Source organism: Pseudomonas sp. GV105 (genome assembly GCF_003058185.1).
Classification (GTDB): domain Bacteria; phylum Pseudomonadota; class Gammaproteobacteria; order Pseudomonadales; family Pseudomonadaceae; genus Aquipseudomonas; species Aquipseudomonas veronii.
Map to the genome: position 1 here is coordinate 187,858 of NZ_QBUF01000003.1, position 19,872 is coordinate 207,729.

Consider the following 19,872-nt stretch of genomic DNA (forward strand, 5'->3'; position numbering starts at 1 on the left):
CTTCCTTCACAAGGACTTTGTCATGACCGCTTCGCCTTCCGCAGAACGCCCAAGCCTGCGCTCCCAGCGCCTGAACCAGATCACCAGCGAGCCGCACACCCGGCTCGATGCGCTGGTCAAGGCGCACGCGCCGTTTGAAACCCGGCCCAACTTCGCGCGCTTCGTGGTGGCGCAGTACCTGTTCCAATCGGAACTGGTGGCGCTGTACAACGATGCCGCGCTGATCAAGATCGTCCCCGACCTGGCCGAGCGCTGCCGCGCCGACGCCGCCAGACTGGACCTGGCCGACCTGGACACTGACGTGCCGGCCGCCGTCCCCGGCGCCGTGCAGAACCCGAGCCAAGCCGAAGCCCTGGGCTGGTTGTTCGTCTCCGAAGGCTCCAAGCTGGGCGCGGCGTTCCTGATCAAGCGCGCCGTGGCCCTGGGCCTGAGCGAAACCTTCGGCGCCCGCCACCTCGGCGAGCCGGCCGGCGGCCGCGCCGACGGCTGGAAGCGCTTCACCCGCACCCTCGACGGCCTGGAATTCAGCGCCGAAGAAGAAGCCGATGTGGAAAAAGGTGCGCTCAATGCGTTTATGCGCTTCACGGTGTTGCTCGAACAGGCATACGCTACCGCCCCTGAGCTGGCCTGATATTCGATTGAAATGCGTATTCGGTGGGAGGGGCGGTGCGACGATTCGACTTGCTCCCGATAGGGGTGGGTCAGCCATGAAAGTGGTGGCTGACACGCCCCCCCACACTTGGATCTCATGCCAAGCTGAATAATTGTTTTCCCCGACTTGCACACACCCATGACCGGCAAATCCCCATCCACCTCGAGAATCGCCCGGCTCCTCTTCGGCCTGCTGGCCTACGTCAGCCTGGGTATCGGGTTGGTGGCGATTGTCGTGCCGGGTTTGCCCACCACCGAATTCATCCTGCTGGCTGCCTGGGCCGCCACCAAAAGCTCGCCGCGCCTCAGCGCCTGGCTGGAAAACCACCGCCTGTTCGGGCCGATCCTGTTCAACTGGCGCAACGGCAAGATCATTGCGCGCCGCGCCAAAATCAGCGCCACCGTCAGCATGCTGCTCTGTGCCCTACTGATGCTGCTGACGCTCGATCACGGCTGGCCGATCTACCTGACCATCGCCGGAATGAGCCTGGGCAACCTGTGGATATGGTCCCGCCCGGAACGGCTTGCACGCCCCGTATAACGCGGGATGTAGGCGTTTTCCTACCGTTCATCGCCTCCCTCTCATGAAACCCCTGGCTACGCCGATGCTCCGGATAAGGCGCCGAATGGACTTGGCCCGGCTCGCATACCAACAAGCCCATCCGTGAGTGAACCTATGTTCGATACCCTCTCCATCCGCTTGAAAATCGTGCTGCTGTCCGGCCTCTGCCTGCTGGGAGTGATTGCGCTGGTGGTCGGCATGAATATTTACAATACCGCGCAGAACAATGCGCTGGTCAGCGACTCAAGCTCACGGATGCTCACCGCCAGTGTGCAACAACTGCTGCAAGCCAAGGCTGCCGAACAGGCGGTACAACTGCAGCGAACCTTCGGCGACAGCCTGGTGGCGCTGACCGCCCTCGCCGACCAGGTCAAAGACCTGCGCACCCTGGCCGCCAAGCGCTCCCTCGAACCCGGCGCGCTGCGTGAAGAACTCAACCAGAGCCTGAAAACCGCGTTTGAACGCAACAGCAAGGTGCTGGGGATCTGGATGTCGTTCGAGCCCAATGCGCTGGATGGCAAGGACAGTGAGTTTGTCGACGACAAGGCGCGTGTCTCCAACGATAAAGGCCGTTTCTCCAGCTACTGGAGCCGCGCCGGCGGCGAAGGCTTGAACACCATCATGGTCGAAGAGGACCTGAATAAAACCACCCTCAACCTCAACGGCACCCCCTACAACATCTGGTACACCTGCCCACGGGACACCCGTCGCGCTTGCCTGCTGGACCCGTATGAAGACACGGTGGGCGGCAAGCTTGTACTGATGACCACCATCGCCCTGCCGTTGCTGGTGGACGGCAAACTCATCGGCGTCCTGGGCGTCGACATTGCCCTCAATGCCTTGCAAGCCAGCACCGATGCCGCGCAGAAAGACCTGTTCAACGGTATGGCGCAGTTGGAGATTCTCTCCAGCACCGGTTTGATCGCCGCCTACAGTGGCGAACCGGCCAAGGTCGGCAAGAACCTGATCGACACCCTGGGCGCCGAAGGCAAAGAGATCGTGCAACTGCTGGGCAGCGACAACCGCACGATTCTCGAACAGGACAACACCATTCGCGCGGTGTACCCGGTCAAACCGCTTGCCGACGCCAAGTCCTGGGGCATAGTGATCAAGCTGCCCAAGGCGGTACTGCTGGCCGACAACGTCAAGCTGCAAGCCGTACTCGACAAGGCCCAGGCCAGCGGCACGCTCAAGGCCTTGCTGGTCGCGGCCGTCGCCGCATTGCTCGGCCTGCTGCTGGTCTGGCTGACCGCCACCGGCGTGACCCGGCCGATCAACAGCGTGGCCGCCATGCTCAAGGACATCGCCAGCGGCGACGGCGACCTCACCCAGCGCCTGGCCTACTCCAAGAAAGACGAGCTGGGCGAACTGGTGACCTGGTTCAACCGTTTCCTCGACAAGCTGCAACCGACCATCGCGCAGATCAAGCAAAGCATCAGCGAAGCCCGTGGCACGGCGGACCAGTCTTCGGCCATTGCACGCCAGACCAGCGAAGGCATGCAGGTGCAGTTCCGCGAGATCGACCAGGTGGCCACGGCGTCCAATGAAATGAGCGCCACCGCCCATGACGTCGCCAACAGCGCCTCCAACGCCGCCAGCGCGGCGCGCGGGGCCGATCAGTCGGCACGCGAAGGCATGTCGATCATCGAGCAGAGCACCCGCGATATCACCACCCTCGCCGACGAAGTCAGCAAGGCCGTAAGCGAAGTCGAAGCACTGGCCGTCAACAGCGAGCAGATCGGTTCAGTGCTGGAAGTGATTCGCAGTATTGCCGAGCAGACCAACCTGCTGGCGCTCAACGCTGCCATCGAAGCGGCACGCGCCGGGGAAAGCGGGCGCGGGTTTGCGGTAGTGGCCGACGAAGTACGCAACCTGGCCAAGCGCACCCAGGATTCGGTGGAGGAAATCCGCCAGGTGATCGAACGCATCCAGAGCGGCACCCGTGGCGTGGTGGCGACCATGCATTCGAGCCAACAGCAGGCCCAGAGCAATGCCGGGCAGATCCATCAGGCCGTGCAGGCGTTGGGCAAGATCAGCGACGCGGTGACGGTGATCAGCGACATGAACCTGCAGATCGCCAGCGCCGCCGAACAACAGAGCGCAGTGGCCGAAGAGGTCAACCGCAATGTGTCGGCGATCCGCACCGTGACCGAAACCCTCACCGGCCAGGCCACGGAATCGGCGGCAATCAGCAGCCAACTCAATGCACTGGCGACTCAACAGATGACGTTGATGGACCAGTTCAGGGTGTAAACAACACTGTAGGAGCGAGCTTGCTCGCGAAGAACGTCAACGATCATGCGTGCATCCTGGATGAACGCGGTGTCCTTGAGTTTTTCGCGAGCAAGCTCGCTCCTACAGGCCGGTCCAGGCCGTGACAAACGCCGCTACATCCTCGATCACGCGTGCATCCCGAATGAACGCGGTGTCCTTGAGTTTTTCGCTGTAGGAGCGAGCTTGCTCGCGAAGAACGTCAACGATCATGCGTGAATCCTGGATGAACGCGGTGTCCTTGAGTTTTTCGCTGTAGGAGCGAGCTTGCTCGCGAAGAACGTCAACGATCATGCGTGAATCCTGAATGAACGCGGTGTCCTTGAGTTTTTCGCTGTAGGAGCGAGCTTGCTCGCGAAGAACGTCAACGATCATGCGTGCATCCTGGAGGAACGCGGTGTCCTTGAGTTTTTCGCGAGCAAGCTCGCTCCTACAGGCCGGTCCAGGCCGTGACAAACGCCGCTACATCCTCTTTCGGCGCGGTACGCGGCGGGTTCTGCGGGGTGCCCAGGTAGAGGAAGCCAATGACTTCCTCGCCCTCTTTCAGTCCCAGCCCCTTGGCCACATGGGCCGAGTAGGACAAGTCCCCGGTGCGCCACACCGCGCCAATCCCCTGGGCGTAGGCCGCCAGCAGGATGCCATGGGCGGCACAAGCCGCCGCCAGCAATTGCTCGGATTTCGGCACCTTGAAGTGTTCCTGCAGGCGGGCAATCACCACTACGACCAGCGGCGCGCGCAACGGGCCGTTCTGGGCCTTGTCGAGGACGGCCTGCGGCGCGTCGGGGTCTTGCAGGCGGGCGGCTTCGACCAGCAACGTGCCCATCTGCTCACGGGCCGCGCCTTCCACGGTGAGGAACCGCCAAGGACGCAACTGGCCGTGGTCGGGCGCACGCATGGCCGCGGCGAACAGCACATCACGCTGCTCCTGGGTCGGTGCCGGTTCCAGCAGGCGCGGCACGGAAACACGGTTGAGCAAAGCGTCGAGAGCCTGCATTGGCCACCTCCAGAAAAAAATGTGCGGTCATTCTAGCGGGAATGGACCGGGATGCCATCAAACGATAATTGCTCTTATTCAAACCGCCCCGCCCTGTTAGACTTTGCGACCTTATTTTCCGCCTTTGCTCAGGAAACTCGATGCTCCGTTCGCTTCTTCGCCTGTCTGCAGGACTGATGGCCATGAGCCTGGTTGCCTGCGACGACGCCCCCCGGTTTACCCAGGCTGAGCCGGGGGAAGCGCGGGCCGGCGGGGCAACGACGGTGAACAAACACGGCCAGAACGCCTTTTCCCTGCCCTCGGCCAACCTGTCGCCAACCCGCCGCCTGGATTTCAGCGTCGGCAACAGTTTCTTTCGCAGCCCCTGGGTGATCGCGCCTTCCACCACCACCGCGCGCGACGGCCTGGGGCCGCTGTTCAACACCAATGCCTGCCAGAACTGCCATATCAAGGACGGCCGTGGCCACCCGCCGCTGGCCGACGCGCAGAACGCCGTGTCGATGCTGGTGCGCCTGTCGATCCCGGATGCGCCGCCATATGCCAAGCTCATCGAGCAACTCGGCGTAGTGCCCGAGCCGGTCTACGGCGGGCAGTTGCAGGACATGGCCGTACCCGGCGTGACGCCGGAGGGCAAGGTGCGGGTCGACTACACACCGGTCAACGTCACGTTCACGGACGGCAGCGTCGTCGAACTGCGCAAGCCCAACCTGCAGATCACCCAACTCGGTTACGGCCCGATGCACCCGGACACACGCTTCTCCGCACGCATCGCCCCGCCGATGATCGGCCTGGGCCTGCTCGAAGCGATTGCCGACGCGGATATCTTGCGCAACACCGACCCGAAGACCGCCGACAAAGACGCCATCGTCGGCCGCGCGAACTGGGTCTGGGATGACGCCCGGCAAAAAACCGTGCTCGGACGTTTCGGCTGGAAAGCCGGGCAACCCAACCTCAATCAACAGAACGTTCACGCGTTTTCGGGGGATATGGGCCTCACCACGTCGCTGAGACCCGTCGATGACTGCACCGACGCCCAGGTCGCCTGCAAACAGGCGCCCAACGGCAATGGCCCCGATGGCGAGCCGGAAGTCAGCGATAACATCCTGCGCCTGGTGCTGTTCTATACCCGCAACCTGGCGGTGCCCGTGCGCCGCGACGTCGACGCACCACAGGTGCTGGCCGGGAAGAACCTGTTCTACCAGGCCGGTTGCCAGGGGTGTCACACGCCGTCGTTCACCACGGCGACCAATGCTGCCGAACCTGAACTGGCCAACCAGGTGATTCGCCCCTTCAGCGACCTGCTGTTGCATGACATGGGCGACGGCCTGGCCGACCACCGCACCGAATTCAAGGCCAGTGGCCGCGACTGGCGCACGCCGCCGTTGTGGGGCATCGGCCTGACGCAAACCGTCAGTGGCCACACCCAGTTCTTGCATGACGGCCGCGCCCGCAACCTGCTGGAAGCCGTGCTCTGGCACGGCGGTGAAGCACAAGCGGCGCAGCAGCATGTGTTGTCCTTCAATGCCGAGCAGCGCGCTGCACTGCTGGCGTTCCTGAACTCTTTATAAGCTTCGCCCCACTTACAGAAGGGAGCTCGACATGTTCCGTCCCAAGTTGTTGTTCACCAGCCTGGCCGCCCTCGCGCTCGGTGCCTGCTCGCCGCAAGACCCGCAAGCGGTGACCTCGGCCGCCATCGCCAAGCAAGTGATCTTGCCGACCTACAGCCGCTGGGTGGAAGCCGACCGTCAACTGGCCGTCAGCGCCCTGGCGTACTGCCAGGGCAAGGAAAGCCTGGACACCGCTCGCGCCGACTTCCTTCACGCCCAAAAAGCCTGGGCCGAACTGCAACCGCTGCTGATCGGCCCGCTGGCCGAGGGTAACCGTTCGTGGCAGGTGCAGTTCTGGCCGGACAAGAAAAACCTGGTGGGTCGTCAGGTCGAGCAACTGGTCGCCGCCCAGCCGCAGATCGATGCGGCCGCCCTGGCCAAATCCAGCGTGGTGGTGCAAGGCCTGTCGGCCTATGAATACATCCTCTACGACGCCAAGACCGATATCGCCGACGCCGCGCAGAAAGCCCGCTACTGCCCGCTGCTGACGGCCATCGGCGAGCGCCAGAAAGCCCTGGCCGAAGAGATCCTGGCCAGTTGGAACAGCACCGACGGCATGCTCGCGCAGATGAGCAAGTTTCCCAACCAGCGCTACGCTGATTCCCACGAGGCCATTGCCGACCTGCTGCGCGTACAAGTGACCGCACTGGACACCCTGAAGAAAAAACTCGGCACGCCGATGGGTCGCCAGACCAAGGGCATCCCGCAGCCGTTCCAGGCCGACGCGTGGCGCAGCCAGTCGTCCCTGCGAAGCCTGGAGGCCAGCCTTGCCGCGGCCCAGACCGTGTGGGTCGGCGTCGACAACAAAGGCCTGCGTGGCTTGTTGCCGGCCGATCAAAAGGCCCTGGCCGAGAAGATCGACGCCGCCTATGCCGCGTCCCTGAAACTGTTCGCCAGCAACCAGCGCACCCTCAACGAATTGCTCGCCGATGACGCCGGACGCCAGCAGCTCAACGATCTCTACGACAGCCTCAACGTCGTCCACCGCCTGCACGAAGGCGAGCTGGCCAAGGCGCTGGGCATCCAACTGGGCTTCAACGCCAACGACGGTGACTGATGATGCTCAGGCGACAGGCTTTGGCCATTGGCAGCGCGTTGCTCGGCGCACTCACGCTGGGCGGCTGGACGTTGTTCAAGCAGAAAGACAAGGGCCCGCTGCTGCTCTCGGCGCGGGATGATGCAGACGGCAAACACTATGCTGTCGGTTATCGCCTGGACGGCCAGCGGGTGTTCGCCACCCAGGTCGGCCAACGCTGCCACGACATCATCAACCACCCGACGCTGCCGATCGCGCTGTTTGTCGCCCGTCGCCCGGGCACCGAGAGTTACCTGATCGACCTGCGTGATGGCGCGCTGCTGCAAACCATCACCGCGAATGCAAACCGCCACTTCTATGGCCACGCGGTAATCCATAAAAGTGGCGACTGGCTGTACGCCACCGAAAACGACACCTCCGATCCGGGCCGTGGCCTGCTCGGGGTGTACCGGTTCGAAGGCGAACGGCTGGTGCACAGCGGCGAGATTTCCACCCATGGCATCGGCCCGCACCAGGTGGCGTGGATGCCCGACGGCGAAACCCTGGTGGTGGCCAACGGCGGCATCCGCACCGAAGCCGAAAGCCGCGTGGAAATGAACCTCAACGCCATGGAACCGAGCCTGGTGCTGATGCAACGCGACGGCAGCCTGATCAGCAAGGAAACCCTCGGCCAGCAGATGAACAGCGTGCGCCATATGGGCATCGCCAGCGATGGCACCATCCTTACCGGGCAGCAGTTCATGGGGCCGTCCCAGGAGCGCTCCGAGTTGCTCGCGATCAAGCGGCCGGGGCAGCCATTCATGGCGTTTGCGGTGGCCGACGAGCAGTTACAGGCGATGGCGCACTACACCGCCAGCGTCGCGGTACACAGCGAATTGCGCCTGGTCGCGTTGACCGCACCGCGCGGCAACCGCTTGTTTATCTGGCACATGGACAGTGGCGAGCTGCGCCTGGATGGGCCGTTGCCGGACTGTGCGGGCGTGGGTGCGGTGGCGGATGGGTTTGTCGTGACCTCCGGCCAGGGGCGCTGCCGGTTCTATGACTGCCGCCAGGCACAGCTGAGCGCAACACCGTTGGAATTGCCGGCCGGGCTTTGGGATAACCATCTGCATCTGGTCTGACGGTCAGGCTCGGCCAACGCTGCGCCCGACGGCCAAATCGCCGGCGAAAAAAAAGGGCCTCGTTTCACAAGGCCCTTTTTGGGTGGTTTCGATCGTTTCAACTTTGTGGCCCCATCCCTCGAGACATCCCGAACATGAACAACAGCAGGTCATGATCGGGCTTGACCGTCGCACTCGCCTTGGCGATGCGCGGCAGCAGGCATTGCCCGCTGCCTTGCACCGCACTGAGGACCTGTGTCCGAGGCTGTTCCCATGCAGCCAGGGCCAGGGCAGCAATGCCCAACGCCCCGACCAGAAACAGACCTCGAGCTATTTCTAGCTTCATTTGGTTAAACCCTTGATAGCGCTGCCAAACGCCGTCTCGTAAAAGTAGCTGAGTTTTGCCCAGTCGCCATCGCTCCACGACGAATGGCGGCGCAGTTGCAGCATGTCATGGGAGGCGGCTCGATAAGCGGTCAGGCGCTGGCGGCATTTCTCGAAGTCCAGCAGCGCGACTTCCACGTTGGCCGAGTCGGGCTCACCCGTAACGCGCACAAAGATATGCTTGATGTACAAGCAACCGTGTTGCCAGCGACCTTTGTGCATGCGCGCCAATGTCGCCGCCACCTCTTTGAGTACACGCTCGTGTACCGCTTCGCCGTACTGTTCACGGCCACCGGCGGCGTACCATTTTTCGATTTCGTCGAAACCGTCCAGCGAAGCCGTCACCAACAATGCTTTCCATTGGTGTTGCGGATCACGACGCGCCTCGCAGAACACCATCTCCGGTACCCGTACATTCAGCGCGCGCAGGCCTTTGAGAGCATCCCGTTCGCGCAACACCGTCGGGCGTCCAAACGGATGCAGCAAACTGCGGTAGATATGCCCGGTCTGACGTTTGCTGTAGAGCAAACGCCCGGTGGGGCCCATCACACGCTGCACGCCACTTTCACCGCCACGCCGACGATTAGGCTCTTCGACCCACTCGCCCTGCTGGCGCCAGAAATACTCAAATCGCTCTTCGGGAGCTACATGACTGCCTGCTACGCACTCAACTGCCATCCTGTTACCTCTTGCGCAATACGTATACCCGCCACATGGCGTAGAACGGAATAAAGTCCAGGGACTCCTGAACTCGGAAACCGGCCTGCTCAAACTCTGCCTCGACAGTAGCAGCCGGTAACACGAACCGGTTTTGGTAACCTTCCTGCTCACCTTTCCTACGACGTTTTACTTCAGCACGCTTGCGTTTCCAGGCCTTGAAGTTGCCATCCACCCACAGCGAGATGATCACGCTGTCGCGGGTAACACGATGAAACTCCTGCAATATCGCCAAGCGGTGCTCAGGCTCACCAATGTGGTGCATCAGGCGCATGCAGAAGATGCTGTCGACCGCGTTATCAGGCAAATCGATATCAAAGGCGGATGTCTGCAAAGGGCGTACCCGTTTGACCACATCCGCTGGCTGGGCGACCATCGCGACCTTCAACATCGACTCCGAATTATCGGCGCCGATGATCACCCGGTTGGGTTTTTCCGCCAGCAACGGCCAGAAACGCCCCGCCCCGCAAGGCAAGTCCAAGACCAGGCCAGGTTCACCGGCCATGGCCAGCGCACCGCGCGCCAACTGCTCGTCACGTTTGTGGGACAGCCGGCGAGCTAAATTATCCTGATGTTTGAGCAAATAATTCTGTGCATGCTCTTCGTCGTACTTATCGGAAAATTCGAGCTTGATCGGGGTAGGCATCTTACGTCTCCGTTTACTGATGCCTACGACCTTAGGTTGCAAACTGTGATCAATAGGTCAACTCGTTGTGAAAAACTTGTCCTGTCCAGACTCATACATTTCAAGACTTTACCGACACGATTGATGGCACAGGGCCATCTTCGACGAATTACACTGATCGTTGCCAGCATAGCGGTAGCACGGCAAGTCAGGGTTTGACTTGGCTCAACTGGACATGAAAGCGGCAACCATTGGGCTCCATGGTGCTCAGGCTGACGCTCCAGCCTTGGTTTTCGCAGATCCGCTGCACCAGCGACAGCCCCAGGCCAAGGCCCTCACCGCGTTTTTCGCTGCCGCGCACGAAGGGCTCGAACATGGCTTCGCGCTTGTCTTCAGGAATGCCGACGCCGGAGTCTTCCACCACAAAACCACTCGGTTCCAGGGTGAGCCGGATAAAGCCCTGCTCGGTGTAATGCAGTGCATTACGCAGCAGATTGCCCATCACCGCATGCAGGAAGGTGGTGTTATAGCGCGTATCCAGGGGGTTGCCCGGCTGGTAGATCAGTTGCAGGCCTTTTTGCTCGATCGGCTCACGCCAGAGGCCGAGCAAATCATCCGCCACCTGGGTGAGGGTTACCCGGGGGGACATGGTGGCGTCGTTGTGTTGGGCGCGTGCCAGCATCAGGAAGGTCTGCACCAGTTCACGCATTTCTTCGCAGGCCCTGGCGATGCGCAGCACCTGGTTGCGCCCACGCTCGTCGATGGCCGGGTTTTCCAGCAGCAGCTCGCAGGAACTGGCCAATACCATCAACGGCGTGCGCAATTCGTGGCTCACATCACTGGTAAACAACTGCTCGCGGGACAGCGCCTGGCGCAGACGGCCCAATGTGGCGTCGAAGGCCACAGCCAGCTCGCCCACTTCATCGGCGGCGTAATCCGGTGCCAGGGGCGGCGCCAGGCCGAGCAACTGGTCACGATGACGCACCTGGCGCGCCAGGCGCACCACCGGTGCCATCACCTTGCGGGCCAGCACCCAGCCGAGGAAGACCGCCAGCGCCAGGCTGAGCACGAAGCCCACCAGCACCACCGCGAACAGCACGCGCTCACGCTCTTCGAAATCGCTCTGATCTTGCAGCAGCACGTAACGCCGACCATCGACCACTTCGACCATGGCGTGGTACGACAACGCCTCGCGGAACACTTCATGAAAACCCGGTTCCAGGTGCCGCAGGTCCTTGGGCAGCTCGAAATCCCCGCGCCCGCCGCTGAAATAGAACAGCTGGTCCGGCTCGGGTCGGTGACTCCAGTCCTCGACGCTGTCCATCAGCAGCAGGCGCTGCAAGTCGCCGCCCAAACCTGCCGAAATCAGCTTCTCTTCCACCAGATGCACCGTCGCGATGATCCCCATCGCGAAGGCGCCCGCCACCAATGCGCTCATCAAGGCAAAGGCGATGATGATCCGCTGGGCAAGGCTTTGCTTAAACTCCATCACGACCCTCGGCCAGGCGGTAACCCACACCGTGTACCGTTTGCAGCAATGGCTTGGCGAAAGGTTTATCGATCACTTGGCGCAACTGGTGGACGTGACTGCGCAGGCTGTCACTGTCGGGGCAATCATCCCCCCATAGGGCTTCTTCGAGAATTTCCCGACGCAGCACATGGGGACTTTTCTGCATCAACACCGCCAGCAGCTTCAGGCCCACCGGGTTGAGCTTGAGCAGGCGCCCTTCGCGGGTGACTTCCAGGGTATCGAGGTCGTAATGCAGGTCGGCCACCTGCAGGGCACGGCGCCCGCCGCCGTGGGCGCGGCGCAGCACGGCTTCGATGCGCGCGGCCAGTTCCGACAGGGCGAACGGTTTGAGCAAGTAGTCATCCGCTCCGGACTTGAAGCCCTGCAGGCGGTCATCCAACTGATCGCGGGCGGTGAGCATGATCACCGGCGTATCGCGGCGCGCATCTTCGCGCAGGCGCTTGCACAAGGTGTAGCCATCGATGCCAGGCAGCATGATGTCGAGCACGATCAGGTCGTAGTGCTCGGTGGCAGCCAGGTGCAGGCCCGACAAGCCGTCCTGCGCGCAGTCCACGGTGTAACCTTTGAGCCCCAGATAATCGGCCAGATTGGCCAGAATATCGCGGTTGTCTTCAACCAATAAAATTCGCATGGGCAGTGTCTCCGTACTTTCGTGCCAGCCGTGTGTTGGCCCGCGCAGCTTAAGGCCAAGTAGGGCTCAGGGATAGAGCTGAGCGCTAGGCAGATAAACGATTTCAACCGACTAAAGAGTTGAACGAGTTTTTCACTATAGCTTCACAAACTCACTACAGTAGCGGGGTGAACATCGCGCGCATCGATATAAGGAAGCTGTACATGGGTTTTTTCAAAACAGCGCCTATGCGCTATTTGCTATTGGTAACCGGTGCCTGGCTGGTTATTTTCCTGCTCACACGTAGCGTATTGCTCATTACTCACCTGAGTGAAGTCGGCGGCAATCTGTTGCCGGTGTTTGGTGTGGGCCTGCTCTATGACCTGGCCTTTCTAGCCTATGCCGCCCTTCCTCTGGGGCTGTACCTGTTGCTGTGCCCGCCCGCGCTGTGGCGTCGCCGCGGCCATCGCTGGTTCCTGCAGGCGGTGCTCACCGTCAGCCTGTTCGCGATGCTGTTCACCTCGGTGGCCGAATGGTTGTTCTGGGATGAGTTCGGCGTGCGCTTCAACTTTATCGCCGTCGACTACCTGGTGTACTCCGACGAAGTACTGAACAACCTGCTGGAATCCTACCCCATCGGCAAGTTGCTCAGTTTGCTGGCGATGCTGGCTGTCGTGCTGAGCCTGGCCCTGCGCAAGCCATTCAATGCGGCAATGAACGCCCCGCTGCCGCCCATGCGCGGCCGTCTGTTGAATGCCTTGGCGCTATTGGTCGTCGCGGGCCTGAGCCTGCAACTGATCAGCCAGGACAGCCCACGCGCCCAAGGTGGCAATGCCTACAAGAACGAACTGGCGAGCAATGGCCCGTATCAGTTTTTCGCCGCGTTCCGTAACAACGAGCTGGATTACTCACAGTTCTACAAGAGCCTGCCAACCGAAATCGTAGCCAAGCAGTTGCGCGCCGAACTCAGCGAGCCCAATGCGCGCTTCATCGGCCAGGACCCACTGGATATCCGCCGTGCCATCACCCACCCGGGCACGCTGCGCAAACCCAACATCGTGCTGGTGACCATCGAAAGTTTCAGCGCCAAATACATGGGCAGCAATGGCGACGGGCGCAACCTCACGCCGAATCTCGACGCCTTGCGTCAACAAAGCCTGTACTTCAACAACTTCTACGCCACCGGCACCCGCACCGACCGTGGCCTGGAGGCGATCACCCTGGCCATCCCACCGACGCCGGGACGCTCCATCGTCAAGCGCATTGGTCGGGAGAGCGGCTTCGCCAGCCTGGGGCAACAACTCACGGCCATCGGTTACGACAGCGTGTTTGTGTATGGCGGGCGCGGTTATTTCGACAACATGAACGCGTTTTTCAGCGGCAACGGTTATCGCGTCGTAGACCAGAGCAGCGTGCCCGAGTCGGAAATTTCGTTCAAGAATGCGTGGGGCATGGCGGACGAGGATCTGTACAAACAGACCCTGAAGCTGGCCGATGCCGACTACGCCAAGCAGCAGCCGTTCTTGCTGCAACTGATGACCACCTCCAACCATCGCCCCTACACCTACCCGGACGGGCGCATCGATATCAAATCCGGCAATGGCCGCGACGGCGCGGTGAAGTATACCGACCATGCCATCGGCCAGTTCCTGGAAGCGGCGCGTCAGAAGCCATGGTTCGATAACACGATCTTCGTCTTCGTCGCCGACCACACCGCCGGCAGTGCAGGCAAGGAAGACCTGCCCATCACCAACTATCAGATTCCACTGTTCATCTATGCGCCGAAGCTGATCGACGCACGGGAATCGGCGCAACTGGCCAGCCAGATAGACCTGGCGCCGACCCTGCTGGGCCTGATCAACCTGAGCTATGAATCGACCTTCTTTGGCCGCGACCTGTTGCAGGACAACCCATTGCCCCCTCGGGTCGTGGTCGGCAACTACCAGCACCTGGGGCTGTTCGACGGCAAAGACCTGGCGATTCTCAGCCCACGCCAGGGCCTGCGTCGCCACGACGAGGCGCTGGGTGAAAGCCAGGAGTTGCGGGTCGGCAGCGATGACCCGCTGATCCTGCGGGCGATCACCTATTACCAGGCCGCCAGTTATGGTTTCAAACAACAACTGCTGAGCTGGAAAGCGCCCAAGGAAGAGGCCCCAGCATTAAGCACGCGCTAACCAAAACGTCCCGTACAGCCAAGTACGGGACTTTTTTATCAGGGTTTACCATGCAATCCCCTCCTGTTGTTCCGGTTTCCAAACCTCTCAATTTCTGGCTGTGCCTGGGCATCCCCGCCGGTGCTGCGCTGCTGATGCTATTGCTGCAGCTGACATCGCTGGACATGGACCTCGCCAAGCAGTTCTACAGCGCTGCGGATGGCGGCTTCATCGGGCGTTACAGCTTCTTCCTCGAAGACATCCTGCATGACCGCGCCAAACAGTTGGTCATCCTGTTCTCGGTGCTGGCCATTCTGGGGTTTGCCGGTACCTTTATCCTCCAGCGCCTCAAGCCGTACCGCCGCGAACTGGGCTGCCTGGTGTTGTCCCTGGGGCTGGCCACGGCGTTCGTCTCGCCATTGAAAACCGTCACCGCCGTGCAATGCCCGTGGAGCCTCAAGGAGTTCGGTGGCCAGGAAACCTACAGCGAACTGCTGAGCCCTCGCCCGCCCACCGATAAACCTGGGCGCTGCTGGCCCGGCGGGCATGCGGCAACCGGGTTCGCGCTGTTCGCCTGGTTCTTTGCGCTACGGGATCGCCGGCCGCGGATGGCACGCAAGGCGTTCATCTTTGCCGTGGCGCTGGGCAGCGTGTTTTCCGTGAGCCGCATGGCACAGGGCGCGCACTTCTTTTCCCACAACGTGTGGACGGCGATTTTCTGTTGGCTGATCTGCCTGGGGCTGTACTGCCTGATGCTCTATCGGCCATCGAAGGTCAGGGTGTCAGAAGTGCGTGCATTGAATACGTAGACCGGCCAACCACTTCAGTTACCTCCCTCCCTTATTACGCACCCGCATAAAAAAACCCCGCCTGCATCGCTGCAGGCGGGGTTTTTCAGTAGCCGGGTAAGGCTGGCTTACATCATGCCGCCCATGCCACCCATGCCGCCCATGTCTGGCATACCGCCGCCAGCCGAGCCTTCTTTCTTCGGTGCTTCAGCAACAGCTGCTTCGGTGGTCAGGATCAGACCGCCGATGGAGGAAGCTGCTTGCAGCGCCGAACGAGTCACCTTGGTAGGGTCCAGGATGCCCATTTCGATCATGTCGCCGTATTCGCTGGTTGCCGCGTTGTAACCGAAGTTACCTTTACCGTTCTTCACAGCGTTAACCACAACGCTTGGCTCGTCGCCGCTGTTGGCAGCGATCTGACGCAGCGGTGCTTCAACGGCGCGACGCAGTACAGCGATACCCACGTCCTGATCGGCGTTGTCGCCTTTCAGGTCCAGGATGGCTTCCAGGGCGCGGATCAGCGCAACACCACCGCCAGGTACCACGCCTTCTTCAACGGCTGCGCGGGTTGCGTGCAGGGCGTCTTCAACGCGGGCTTTCTTCTCTTTCATTTCAACTTCGGAGCCAGCGCCAACCTTGATCACTGCAACGCCGCCGGACAGCTTGGCCAGACGCTCTTGCAGTTTTTCACGGTCGTAGTCCGAGGAAGTTTCGGCAACCTGGGCACGGATCTGAGTGATGCGCGCCTGGATGTCGGCGTCTACGCCAGCACCGTCGACGATGATGGTGTTTTCCTTGGAGATGGTCACGCGCTTGGCGCTGCCCAGGTTTTCCAGGGTGGCGCTTTCCAGGCTCAGGCCGATCTCTTCGGAGATAACGGTACCGCCGGTCAGAACAGCGATGTCCTGCAGCATGGCCTTGCGACGGTCGCCGAAGCCTGGAGCCTTGACGGCTGCAACCTTGACGATGCCACGCATGTTGTTCACAACCAGAGTCGCCAGGGCTTCGCCTTCAACGTCTTCGGAAACGATCAGCAGTGGGCGGCCGGCCTTGGCAACGGCTTCCAGCACCGGCAGCATTTCGCGGATGTTGGAGATTTTTTTGTCGACCAGCAGGATCAGCGGGCTTTCCAGCTCAGCAACCATGGTTTCTGGCTTGTTGACGAAGTACGGGGACAGGTAGCCACGGTCGAACTGCATGCCTTCTACAACCGACAGTTCGTTTTCCAGGCCAGTGCCTTCTTCAACGGTGATCACGCCTTCTTTACCGACTTTTTCCATGGCTTCGGCAATGATGTCGCCGATGGAGTTGTCGGAGTTGGCGGAGATGGTACCCACCTGAGCGATAGCCTTGGTGTCAGCGCATGGCTTGGACAGGTTTTTCAGCTCTTTGACGATGGCGATGGTCGCCTTGTCGATGCCGCGCTTGAGGTCCATCGGGTTCATGCCGGCAGCGACGGCTTTCAGGCCTTCGTTGACGATCGACTGAGCCAGAACGGTAGCGGTGGTGGTGCCGTCGCCTGCGTCATCGTTGGCACGGGAGGCAACGTCTTTGACCAGCTGCGCGCCCATGTTCTCGAAACGGTCTTCCAGTTCGATTTCTTTGGCGACGGAAACGCCGTCCTTGGTGATGGTCGGAGCGCCGAAGCTCTTCTCGATGATCACGTTACGGCCTTTAGGGCCCAGGGTCGCTTTTACTGCGTCAGCCAGGACGTTGACACCGGTGAGCATTTTCTTGCGGGCGGAATCGCCGAATTTAACTTCTTTAGCAGCCATTATCGATATTCCTTAAATACTTTGTAGTAACGGGAAAATGAGCGGGGAAATCAGCCTTCCAGAACGGCGAGAATCTCGTTCTCAGCCATGACCAGCAGGTCTTCGCCGTCGACTTTCACAGTGTTGCTGCCGGAGTAAGGACCGAATACAACCTTGTCACCGACTTTAACGGCCAGCGCACGTACTTCACCGTTTTCCAGAGTCTTGCCTGGGCCTGCAGCGACGATCACACCGTGGTTGGCTTTTTCAGCAGCCGAACCTGGCAGAACGATACCGCCAGCGGTTTTCTTTTCTTCTTCGCTGCGACGGATAACGACGCGGTCGTGCAGAGGACGAAGCTTGCTCATTGTCGATCTCTCCTAATTGTGTTTTTCATCGGCCGGTGTCAGTACCGGCAGGTTAAATCCGGCGGGGCCGGTCGCGGTTCGCTGGGCGAAACGCGGAAGTCTGTCTGGTGTCGCCACCAGAAACCTTGCGGTGACCGTTACATAAGGGCGCATCAGCTTATTACAAGGGGCCGGCGATGAATTTTTTTGCGTCTGCCGACCCTTAAAAACAACACAGCCCCCGAAGGGGCCGCGCCAGTGAAGCGGTTATTTGCTGTCGCGATGCTCGAACTCACCTTCGATCACATCACCTTCTCGCCCCAACGGCTGGCGCGGAGCCGGGCCGCCACGGGGTTGCAGGTCGTCGGCGAACGCCCGTTGGCGAATCGCAGCCTCTTCGGCGCGCTGGCGCATCTTGCCCGCCAGCAGCTTGCGGGTGAACGGCAGCAACATGACCAGGCCGAGCACATCGCTGATGAAGCCTGGCAGGATCAACAGGCCACCGGCCAGGGCCATCATCAGCCCTTCGAGCATGGTTTGTGCCGGCAATTCGCCGCGATTCAGGCTTTCACGGGCACGCAGCGCCGTGGCCAGACCGGCGACGCGCAGCACCAGAACGCCGAGCATCGAGCCGAGAATGATCAGCAGCAGTGCCGGGAAAAACCCGATCGCACCACTGACTTTTACGAATACGAACAGCTCCAACACCGGGAACAGCAGAAAGAGCAATAAAAAAGGGCGCATCAAATGGTTTCCTCAACGCAAGATTGCCTTGCCAGTCCACCTTAGATGACGTCGCCATTTCGTGAATTCAAGCTTCAGCGGCGCTTTTTTTCGGCCAGACCTCAGCATGAGCCAAGGAAACCAGGGCCTCGCGCACTTGTGTCGGCGTGTTGCAAGACTCGGCGAACGGCAACCAGTGCAGCGCATGCCCTATGCGCAGGTGCATGCCTTCGCTGTCGATCCCGGCCAGTTGCGCCGGCTCGTGGGTGGGCAAACCGGCCAACCCGACGTAATGGGCGATGGCCTTGGAGTGGTCGGCGTTCATGTGCTCGACCATGCTGCGCTCGGCCGGGCCGGCGAACGGGTTGGCCAGGGTCAACCGGTCAAGCCAGTGAATCGCGCCAAAGCCGCCGATATAGCGGTGACGTACCGGCTTGAGTACCCAAAAGTCGAAGTCGTGGGCCTGGTGATAATTGGCCGATTCGGGGAAGTAGCGGTAATAGCGTTCGGCGGCCGCTTCAATCGCGGCGGCGTCCTGCAATTGCTCGGCTTCGGCCAGGTAGGTCAGGCGCCCCACTGCCTGCACGTCATCCGCTTCACGCTCGCCGACCAGCAGCGAACACTTGGGGTCTTTCTGCAGGTTATGGGTGTGCTGGGCGATCCGGCTGATCAGGATCAACGGCCGGCCTTGCTCGTCCAGGCAATACGGCACGACCGAACCGAAGGGAAAGCCGGGCATGGCTTTGGACAATGTGGAGAGGGCCCCACGGTATTCCTTGAGCAACAGCTCTCGGGCGTTCTTGGCAACGTGCGCGCTCAACGTATGACTCCTCGGGAATTCAGTCGCCCATAGCGTATGGGAATGGATCTCAAGCCAAGGTAATCAATATCCGCGCAGGTTGCCAGCGGGCACGAAGCGGATTACCAGGCCACGCCAAACCCTGCGGTGTAGCGGGTCTTGCTCAAGCTGCTTTCCGAGTCGCCGCTGATCACGTCACGCTCGGCCTTGAGATTGAGCGACGCCCACTCGGTGACCTTGTAGCGCAGGCCCATTTCCGCATCGAGGGCATACTCGGCCGGCCCGCCGATAGGCTTGCCCAACTCGCCGGAGGTGAAGAATTCAACTGTCTTGCCGATCAGGTAGCGGTTGTAGTCCCACTTCATGGCCAGGGAATAGAAGTTGTCCTTGCCGCCATCGGAATATTCGTAATCGGTGCGGTTGACCAACGAACCCAGGGAGAACGCGCCGAGCTCATCGTCCCAGAATTGGTAGCCCGGGCCGGTGCCGACAGTGCGTTGGCGGGACAGGTCTTCGACCCTGTCGCGCTTGTAGGTCAAGCGGCCCTGCCAGAACCAGTGCTCGGTGATGAAGCGGTCGAGGTCGTATTCCAGGGACCAGTTGTCGGTGGTGGTGACGTCGTCCTGGAACTCGCGGTTGTACTCGCCCTGCCCGGTGTGGCGCCATTGGCCGTGGCGGGCGGAGGTTTTGAAGTCGATGTCGTAGTCGTTGGTGTCTTTCTCGGCGCGCCTGTAGTCCAGCGCCATGTCGACATTGCCTTTCCACACCAGGTCTTCGATCACCGGCTTGGGCTTGATGATCTGCTGGATGCTGGCCAGTTCCACGGTCTTGGGCGCCTCGCCATTGGCCAGCACCACTTTGCCATCAGCCGCAGCCTGCAAGGATTTGGCTTTCTCACCGGTGTAGGCATCCTGCTTGACCAACAACTCCTGATCGCTCTCCAGGGTTTTCACCTGTTTCCAATCCACCGGGATAGCCCCCGCATAGTCGGTCTGGATCAGCAGCTTGCCACCGTCGAAAAGCTTGATCTTGCCGGACAGGCGGTCACCGTTCTTTAACCAGACGGTGTCGGCGAGCAAGGGGGTGGAAGCGCTGAAAACAGCAAGGCACAGCAGGGTTCTGGACAACATAAGCGGATAAGGGGCTCAGGATTGGCGAAATAGGGGCGTTATCGTGTTAGATAGCTAGGACTGACTCAATGAATTGTGTTGAGTTCAGTT

19 protein-coding genes and 2 pseudogenes are annotated in these 19,872 nt (G+C 61.0%); 9 read left to right on the forward strand and 12 right to left on the reverse strand.

The window, feature by feature from the left end; genetic code table 11:
* Positions 1-22: 22 nt before the first annotated feature.
* The 4 genes and pseudogenes from C8K66_RS07070 to C8K66_RS31575 all read left to right on the forward strand — a co-directional run.
* On the forward strand, positions 23-631 hold the full coding sequence (locus C8K66_RS07070) for a biliverdin-producing heme oxygenase (protein WP_017846098.1): 609 nt from the start codon (positions 23-25) through the stop codon (positions 629-631).
* 159 nt (positions 632-790) lie between these two features.
* The gene (locus tag C8K66_RS07075) at positions 791-1,192 is read left to right on the forward strand and encodes a YbaN family protein (RefSeq protein ID WP_057004547.1); all 402 of its coding nucleotides are present in this window, start codon (positions 791-793) and stop codon (positions 1,190-1,192) included.
* Between the two features lie 510 nt (positions 1,193-1,702).
* Positions 1,703-2,608, forward strand: a pseudogene (locus tag C8K66_RS31570) (HAMP domain-containing protein); the annotation flags it as partial.
* 333 nt (positions 2,609-2,941) lie between these two features.
* Positions 2,942-3,466, forward strand: a pseudogene (locus C8K66_RS31575) (methyl-accepting chemotaxis protein); the annotation flags it as partial.
* A gap of 102 nt (positions 3,467-3,568) precedes the next feature.
* On the opposite strand, the gene C8K66_RS07085 reads toward C8K66_RS31575, so the two are convergent.
* Together C8K66_RS07085 and C8K66_RS07090 are read right to left on the reverse strand one after the other, a co-directional pair.
* Positions 3,569-3,859: a hypothetical protein gene (locus C8K66_RS07085; RefSeq protein WP_108524495.1), complete on the reverse strand. Its 291-nt coding sequence runs from the start codon at positions 3,857-3,859 to the stop codon at positions 3,569-3,571.
* Positions 3,860-3,914: 55 nt separating this feature from the next.
* Positions 3,915-4,478 (reverse strand): NAD(P)H nitroreductase, encoded by a 564-nt coding sequence (locus tag C8K66_RS07090; RefSeq protein WP_017846101.1) that lies wholly within the window; start codon positions 4,476-4,478, stop codon positions 3,915-3,917.
* 140 nt (positions 4,479-4,618) lie between these two features.
* Between C8K66_RS07090 and C8K66_RS07095 the strand changes: the two genes are divergently transcribed.
* From C8K66_RS07095 to C8K66_RS07105, 3 genes are read left to right on the forward strand one after another with little or no spacing between them, the layout of a single operon-like run.
* Positions 4,619-6,046, forward strand: coding sequence for a di-heme oxidoredictase family protein (locus tag C8K66_RS07095; protein WP_057004549.1), 1,428 nt, complete (start codon positions 4,619-4,621; stop codon positions 6,044-6,046).
* A gap of 31 nt (positions 6,047-6,077) precedes the next feature.
* Complete coding sequence (locus C8K66_RS07100) at positions 6,078-7,142, forward strand: imelysin family protein (protein WP_057004550.1); 1,065 nt, start codon at positions 6,078-6,080, stop codon at positions 7,140-7,142.
* Between the two features lie 2 nt (positions 7,143-7,144).
* Positions 7,145-8,242: a DUF1513 domain-containing protein gene (locus C8K66_RS07105; RefSeq protein ID WP_057004551.1), complete on the forward strand. Its 1,098-nt coding sequence runs from the start codon at positions 7,145-7,147 to the stop codon at positions 8,240-8,242.
* Between the two features lie 97 nt (positions 8,243-8,339).
* Here C8K66_RS07105 and C8K66_RS07110 read toward each other — a convergent pair whose 3' ends face one another.
* The 5 genes from C8K66_RS07110 to colR all read right to left on the reverse strand — a co-directional run bounded on the left by C8K66_RS07110 (position 8,340) and on the right by colR (position 12,109).
* On the reverse strand, positions 8,340-8,567 hold the full coding sequence (locus C8K66_RS07110) for a hypothetical protein (RefSeq protein ID WP_057004552.1): 228 nt from the start codon (positions 8,565-8,567) through the stop codon (positions 8,340-8,342).
* Positions 8,564-9,283, reverse strand: a complete 720-nt coding sequence (locus tag C8K66_RS07115) for a lipopolysaccharide kinase InaA family protein (protein WP_057004553.1) — start codon at positions 9,281-9,283, stop codon at positions 8,564-8,566. Before C8K66_RS07115 ends, C8K66_RS07110 begins: the two co-directional genes overlap by 4 nt.
* 4 nt (positions 9,284-9,287) lie before the next feature.
* Complete coding sequence (locus C8K66_RS07120) at positions 9,288-9,968, reverse strand: class I SAM-dependent methyltransferase (RefSeq protein ID WP_057004554.1); 681 nt, start codon at positions 9,966-9,968, stop codon at positions 9,288-9,290.
* Positions 9,969-10,155: 187 nt separating this feature from the next.
* Positions 10,156-11,436: a HAMP domain-containing sensor histidine kinase gene (locus C8K66_RS07125; protein ID WP_108524496.1), complete on the reverse strand. Its 1,281-nt coding sequence runs from the start codon at positions 11,434-11,436 to the stop codon at positions 10,156-10,158.
* On the reverse strand, positions 11,426-12,109 hold the full coding sequence (gene colR, locus C8K66_RS07130; RefSeq protein WP_046382217.1) for a two-component system response regulator ColR: 684 nt from the start codon (positions 12,107-12,109) through the stop codon (positions 11,426-11,428). The genes C8K66_RS07125 and colR overlap by 11 nt, the downstream gene beginning before the upstream one ends.
* Before the next feature lie 203 nt (positions 12,110-12,312).
* On the opposite strand from colR, the gene C8K66_RS07135 reads away from it, so the two are divergent.
* Both C8K66_RS07135 and C8K66_RS07140 read left to right on the forward strand, forming a co-directional pair.
* Positions 12,313-14,262, forward strand: coding sequence for an LTA synthase family protein (locus C8K66_RS07135; RefSeq protein WP_057004556.1), 1,950 nt, complete (start codon positions 12,313-12,315; stop codon positions 14,260-14,262).
* Positions 14,263-14,312: 50 nt separating this feature from the next.
* A complete protein-coding gene (locus tag C8K66_RS07140) occupies positions 14,313-15,050 on the forward strand; it encodes a phosphatase PAP2 family protein (RefSeq protein ID WP_057004557.1) in 738 nt (245 codons plus the stop codon).
* A 107-nt stretch (positions 15,051-15,157) separates the two neighbouring features.
* Here the strand turns inward: C8K66_RS07140 and groL are convergent, their stop codons facing one another.
* The 5 genes from groL to C8K66_RS07165 all read right to left on the reverse strand — a co-directional run bounded on the left by groL (position 15,158) and on the right by C8K66_RS07165 (position 19,782).
* Positions 15,158-16,804 carry a chaperonin GroEL gene (gene groL / locus C8K66_RS07145; RefSeq protein ID WP_057004558.1) on the reverse strand — a complete coding sequence of 549 codons (1,647 nt, stop codon included), beginning with the start codon at positions 16,802-16,804 and terminating at the stop codon, positions 15,158-15,160.
* A 50-nt stretch (positions 16,805-16,854) separates the two neighbouring features.
* Complete coding sequence (gene groES, locus C8K66_RS07150; RefSeq protein ID WP_017846112.1) at positions 16,855-17,151, reverse strand: co-chaperone GroES; 297 nt, start codon at positions 17,149-17,151, stop codon at positions 16,855-16,857.
* A gap of 246 nt (positions 17,152-17,397) precedes the next feature.
* The gene (locus C8K66_RS07155) at positions 17,398-17,874 is read right to left on the reverse strand and encodes an FxsA family protein (RefSeq protein ID WP_017846113.1); all 477 of its coding nucleotides are present in this window, start codon (positions 17,872-17,874) and stop codon (positions 17,398-17,400) included.
* Positions 17,875-17,941: 67 nt separating this feature from the next.
* A complete protein-coding gene (locus C8K66_RS07160; RefSeq protein ID WP_108524497.1) occupies positions 17,942-18,673 on the reverse strand; it encodes a HugZ family protein in 732 nt (243 codons plus the stop codon).
* A gap of 101 nt (positions 18,674-18,774) precedes the next feature.
* Positions 18,775-19,782, reverse strand: a complete 1,008-nt coding sequence (locus C8K66_RS07165; protein ID WP_057004560.1) for a DUF481 domain-containing protein — start codon at positions 19,780-19,782, stop codon at positions 18,775-18,777.
* Positions 19,783-19,872 lie beyond the last annotated feature (90 nt).

Coding starts and splice junctions, on each gene's coding strand:
- C8K66_RS07070 (WP_017846098.1), top strand. CDS start 23: ATGACCGCTTCGCCTTCCGCAGAACGCCCAAGCCTGCGCTCCCAGCGC.
- C8K66_RS07075 (WP_057004547.1), top strand. CDS start 791: ATGACCGGCAAATCCCCATCCACCTCGAGAATCGCCCGGCTCCTCTTC.
- C8K66_RS07085 (WP_108524495.1), bottom strand. CDS start 3,859: ATGATCGTTGACGTTCTTCGCGAGCAAGCTCGCTCCTACAGCGAAAAA.
- C8K66_RS07090 (WP_017846101.1), bottom strand. CDS start 4,478: ATGCAGGCTCTCGACGCTTTGCTCAACCGTGTTTCCGTGCCGCGCCTG.
- C8K66_RS07095 (WP_057004549.1), top strand. CDS start 4,619: ATGCTCCGTTCGCTTCTTCGCCTGTCTGCAGGACTGATGGCCATGAGC.
- C8K66_RS07100 (WP_057004550.1), top strand. CDS start 6,078: ATGTTCCGTCCCAAGTTGTTGTTCACCAGCCTGGCCGCCCTCGCGCTC.
- C8K66_RS07105 (WP_057004551.1), top strand. CDS start 7,145: ATGCTCAGGCGACAGGCTTTGGCCATTGGCAGCGCGTTGCTCGGCGCA.
- C8K66_RS07110 (WP_057004552.1), bottom strand. CDS start 8,567: ATGAAGCTAGAAATAGCTCGAGGTCTGTTTCTGGTCGGGGCGTTGGGC.
- C8K66_RS07115 (WP_057004553.1), bottom strand. CDS start 9,283: ATGGCAGTTGAGTGCGTAGCAGGCAGTCATGTAGCTCCCGAAGAGCGA.
- C8K66_RS07120 (WP_057004554.1), bottom strand. CDS start 9,968: ATGCCTACCCCGATCAAGCTCGAATTTTCCGATAAGTACGACGAAGAG.
- C8K66_RS07125 (WP_108524496.1), bottom strand. CDS start 11,436: ATGGAGTTTAAGCAAAGCCTTGCCCAGCGGATCATCATCGCCTTTGCC.
- colR (WP_046382217.1), bottom strand. CDS start 12,109: ATGCGAATTTTATTGGTTGAAGACAACCGCGATATTCTGGCCAATCTG.
- C8K66_RS07135 (WP_057004556.1), top strand. CDS start 12,313: ATGGGTTTTTTCAAAACAGCGCCTATGCGCTATTTGCTATTGGTAACC.
- C8K66_RS07140 (WP_057004557.1), top strand. CDS start 14,313: ATGCAATCCCCTCCTGTTGTTCCGGTTTCCAAACCTCTCAATTTCTGG.
- groL (WP_057004558.1), bottom strand. CDS start 16,804: ATGGCTGCTAAAGAAGTTAAATTCGGCGATTCCGCCCGCAAGAAAATG.
- groES (WP_017846112.1), bottom strand. CDS start 17,151: ATGAGCAAGCTTCGTCCTCTGCACGACCGCGTCGTTATCCGTCGCAGC.
- C8K66_RS07155 (WP_017846113.1), bottom strand. CDS start 17,874: ATGCGCCCTTTTTTATTGCTCTTTCTGCTGTTCCCGGTGTTGGAGCTG.
- C8K66_RS07165 (WP_057004560.1), bottom strand. CDS start 19,782: ATGTTGTCCAGAACCCTGCTGTGCCTTGCTGTTTTCAGCGCTTCCACC.